Source organism: uncultured Campylobacter sp., from assembly GCF_937997465.1.
Classification (GTDB): domain Bacteria; phylum Campylobacterota; class Campylobacteria; order Campylobacterales; family Campylobacteraceae; genus Campylobacter_A.
Window position 1 is genome coordinate 1 of record NZ_CALKTQ010000295.1, and the last position, 3,377, is coordinate 3,377.

At 48.7% G+C, this 3,377-nt stretch carries 3 protein-coding genes and 1 pseudogene; 2 read left to right on the plus strand and 2 right to left on the minus strand.

The window, feature by feature from the left end; all coding sequences use genetic code 11:
• Positions 1 to 472 (minus strand): annotated as a pseudogene (locus Q0546_RS09905) (ADP-heptose--LPS heptosyltransferase); the annotation flags it as partial.
• On the minus strand, positions 456 to 1,487 hold the full coding sequence (locus Q0546_RS09910; RefSeq protein ID WP_298792649.1) for a glycosyltransferase family 4 protein: 1,032 nt from the start codon (positions 1,485 to 1,487) through the stop codon (positions 456 to 458). The gene Q0546_RS09910 and the pseudogene Q0546_RS09905, both read right to left, overlap by 17 nt.
• A gap of 133 nt (positions 1,488 to 1,620) precedes the next feature.
• On the opposite strand from Q0546_RS09910, the gene Q0546_RS09915 reads away from it, so the two are divergent.
• Together Q0546_RS09915 and Q0546_RS09920 are read left to right on the plus strand one after the other, a co-directional pair.
• Positions 1,621 to 2,553 carry a glycosyltransferase family 9 protein gene (locus tag Q0546_RS09915; RefSeq protein WP_298792651.1) on the plus strand — a complete coding sequence of 311 codons (933 nt, stop codon included), beginning with the start codon at positions 1,621 to 1,623 and terminating at the stop codon, positions 2,551 to 2,553.
• Positions 2,550 to 3,377: glycosyltransferase (locus tag Q0546_RS09920; RefSeq protein WP_298792655.1), on the plus strand; the 828-nt coding region annotated here is incomplete at its 3' end. The genes Q0546_RS09915 and Q0546_RS09920, both read left to right, overlap by 4 nt.

Here is a 3,377-nt window from a genome sequence, read left to right on the forward strand (position 1 = left end):
AGCTTCTAAAGCTAAACACCGCGTCGAATTCGCCGAGATTTCTCGTCTGCCAAAATAGCTGCCAGAGCCTAAATTTAGCCTTTTTGCTGTTATCCACGATGACGCGTTCGCAGTTTGGGTGAGCTTTAAAAAGCTCGCACGCCGCAAACGAGCCGAAAAATACGATTTTAACAGGCTGGGCTGCTAAATTTTCTAGATTTTGATTTTCTCGCTCACTCGCCGTCAAATTTGCGCCGCAATCTGCGTCAAATTTATCGTCCAAATTTGCCGCGCCGTTTTTAAAAATTTGTATTTCTTGCGTTACGGAGCCAAAATTTTGCGACGAAAAGCTAAAATCTCGCTCGCCCAGGTCCTCAAATTTGCCCGTCAAATTTCCCGCGCCAACCACCGCGTGCTTTGCGATAGCCTCTACAGCGGCGCTTGCCATCACGGCGTCGCCCAGCCAGGTCGGCAGCTCAATCAAGATTCGCACGCACTATCTCCAGCGTCGCGCTCGCGTTTTTTTCGATGCTAAATTCGCTAGCAAGCGCCAAATTTCGCTCTTGTAGCATTGCCAGCCGCTCGTCGTCGTTTAGGATCTCGTCGATCAGAGCGCAGATGTCGTAGTCTTGCGGCGAGCTCATCACAAATTCATCAGGCAGTATCTCCGCGGCGCCGTTTTGAGCGGTCGTGATAGCGACGCAGCCGTAGCTAAGCGCCTCTAAAACGACGTTTGAAAACGGTTCGTACGCCGTCGGGAACAAAAACAGCTCGCTGCCTTCGTAAAATCTCGCCGCGCTTTTTTGAGCGCCCGTAAATACGGCGTTTAGGCCGAGTTCCTTGGCTAGATTTTTGTAGCGGGCGGCGTTTTTATCTCGGCCGACGATTAGGCAGTTTACGCGGGTTTTTAGGCGAGCTACGATGCGCAAAAACTCCTCCGCGCCCTTGCGTTTAAAGCCGCTTCCTACAAACAGCAGCGTCGGTAGGTGAAAATCAAGCCCAAACTCCTCGCAAAGAGCGAGCTTTGCCGAGCCTTTTTGCACGCGCATAGGCAAATTTACGCCGTTATAGACGACTGCGATCTTTTCCTCGGCAATGCCGTAGGTTTCGCAAATTTGACGCTTTATAAAATTTGAGTTGGCGATGATTTTTTTAGCATTTTTAAAAGTGCGCTTTTCAAGGTACGGAATGACGAAATTTAGGGGGTTTGTGAACCAAAAAGGCTTGGTTTTCATATAGACTTTGTGCACGCCGTCGCCAGCGCGGTAGATGTCGGCGCAGGTGATGCGCTCAAGGCTAAAATAAATCTCGTCCGCGCCCTTCTGCCGCTTGGCTTGCGAGTTAAAACGCAGGGCTTTGATCCATGAGCTTAGCTTTTTGCTACCGATAAATCCGCGCGTCTCGCACGCAACGCCCGAGTCTTTTAGAGCCTTGACGAGCCTTGAGAGATACCTCTGCGCCCCACCGATAGCGTCCAGATCTAGCCTTAAAAATACTATTTTTTTCATGTTCGCCTTTTAAAATTTAGCGCTATTTTATAAGTTTTTTGATGAATTTTAGGTTATGTCTGGCGTGCGAGGGATGAGGGCGTAAATAAGTATAAGCGTAAAATGGGTATAATCGCGCCAAAAAAGGAAAATCGTGAAAATTTTGCTCGTTAGAAACGATAACATCGGCGATCTCATCTGCACGACGCCAGCGATAGAGGCGCTGCGAAAGGCTCATCCGCGCGCGCAAATAGATATCGTGGTAAATAGCCTAAACGCATGCGTCGTTCGCGGCAATCCATTTTTAAATAAAATTTATATCTACACTAAACCAAAGCACGTAAAAGGGCTGGCAGCAAAAGTGCGGGCATTTTGGGGAAAATGTAAAATTTTGCTTCAAATTCGCCGCGAAAAATATGATGCGACGGTGATTTTTAGAAGCGCTTATTCGCCCTCTGCCGCGATATTTGCCAGAGCAGCCGCAGCTAAAACGACGATAGGAGCGGCAAAGCAAAACGAGGGCGGTTCATTAATAACGCATAAATTAAACTTTAATCCGCCTCCTCACGAGGTGCTACTTTGCTATGAGCTAGCCGCACCTCTGGGAGCGAAATTTGACGGAGAAAAGACGCTTTATGTGCCGAGCGCTAAAAACGAGAAATTTAAAGATTTCGTATTTTTTCACGTCTCCTCGAGGGTGGAGCAAAACCGCATGGACGAGACTAAAATTTTGCGGATTTTGGCGTTTTTAAAGCAAAATTTCGGGCGCGTCGCCGTTAGCACTGAGGACGTAAAATTTGGCGAAAAAGTAGCGCAAGAAGCGGGCGTAGAGTTTGCCGCGACTAAAAATTTAGACGAGCTAGCCGGCTATATCTGGGCGGCCAAATTTGTCCTCACGCTTGACGGCGGCGTGGCGCATTTAGCTCCCGCACTCGGGGTAAAAACGGTGCTCGTGCTTGGCAAGACGGACGCCGCTCGCTGGGCTCCCATTTACGGCGGAGCGGAGTGTACCGTGCTGCGAAGCGCTAGCAAAAGGGCGCAGGACGTAGCGGACGAGGAAATCTACGAGGCGGTCAAAAATATATGAAAAAAACAGATAAAATCAACATCCTGGAGCTTGAAAGCTCGCTGGGTTTCGGCGGTCAGGAGCACCGCACGCAGCGCGTCATAAACGGACTAAACAAGGATAAATTTAAGATATTTTACGCGCTAAATCCGGGCTCAAAAAGCTTTGAAAAGCCGATTGATTGCGAGTTTGTAGAATTTAACCTAAGTAAGGTTTATAATATTTTTGAAATTTTTAAAATTTGCCGTTTCGTGCGCGAAAAAAGTATCTCTATCATCGCCACGCACTCCGGCAAGGACGGCAACATCGGCGCGATCGTAGCAAAGTTAACGGGCGCTAAAGTAGTGCGCACCAGGCACCTGCAAACGCCGATCAGATCGGCATTTAGCTACAACGTAAACGACAAAATCGTAGCCGTATCAAATGCCGTCAAAACCCAGCTAATCTCGCAGGGCGTGCGGGAAAATTTGATAGACGTTATCTACACGGGCGTGGATACGGCGCGGTTTAATCCAAATTTTACCAAAGATATAAAATCGGAGCTAAATTTGAGCGCAGACTGCGTCGTAGTCGGTATCGTGGCGGTCTTGCGCGCAGCGAAAAATCATCAGCTCTTGTTTGAGGCTTTTAGCGAGCTAAATCTACCAAACACTGCTCTAGTCGTGGTCGGCGACGGTCCGCAGGAGGAAAATCTAAAAAAAATAAAGACGCCAAACATCTATATGCTAGGCTCGCGCACCGACGTGAGCGAGTTTTTGGGTAGTTTTGACGTTTTCGTGCTGCCCTCAAAGACGGAGGCGCTAGGCACGGCGCTGCTTGAGGCGCAGTCTTGTGGAGTGCCTTGC

Excerpts from the sequence above, each read along its gene's own strand:
- Q0546_RS09910 (WP_298792649.1), bottom strand. The coding sequence starts at position 1,487 with ATGAAAAAAATAGTATTTTTAAGGCTAGATCTGGACGCTATCGGTGGG.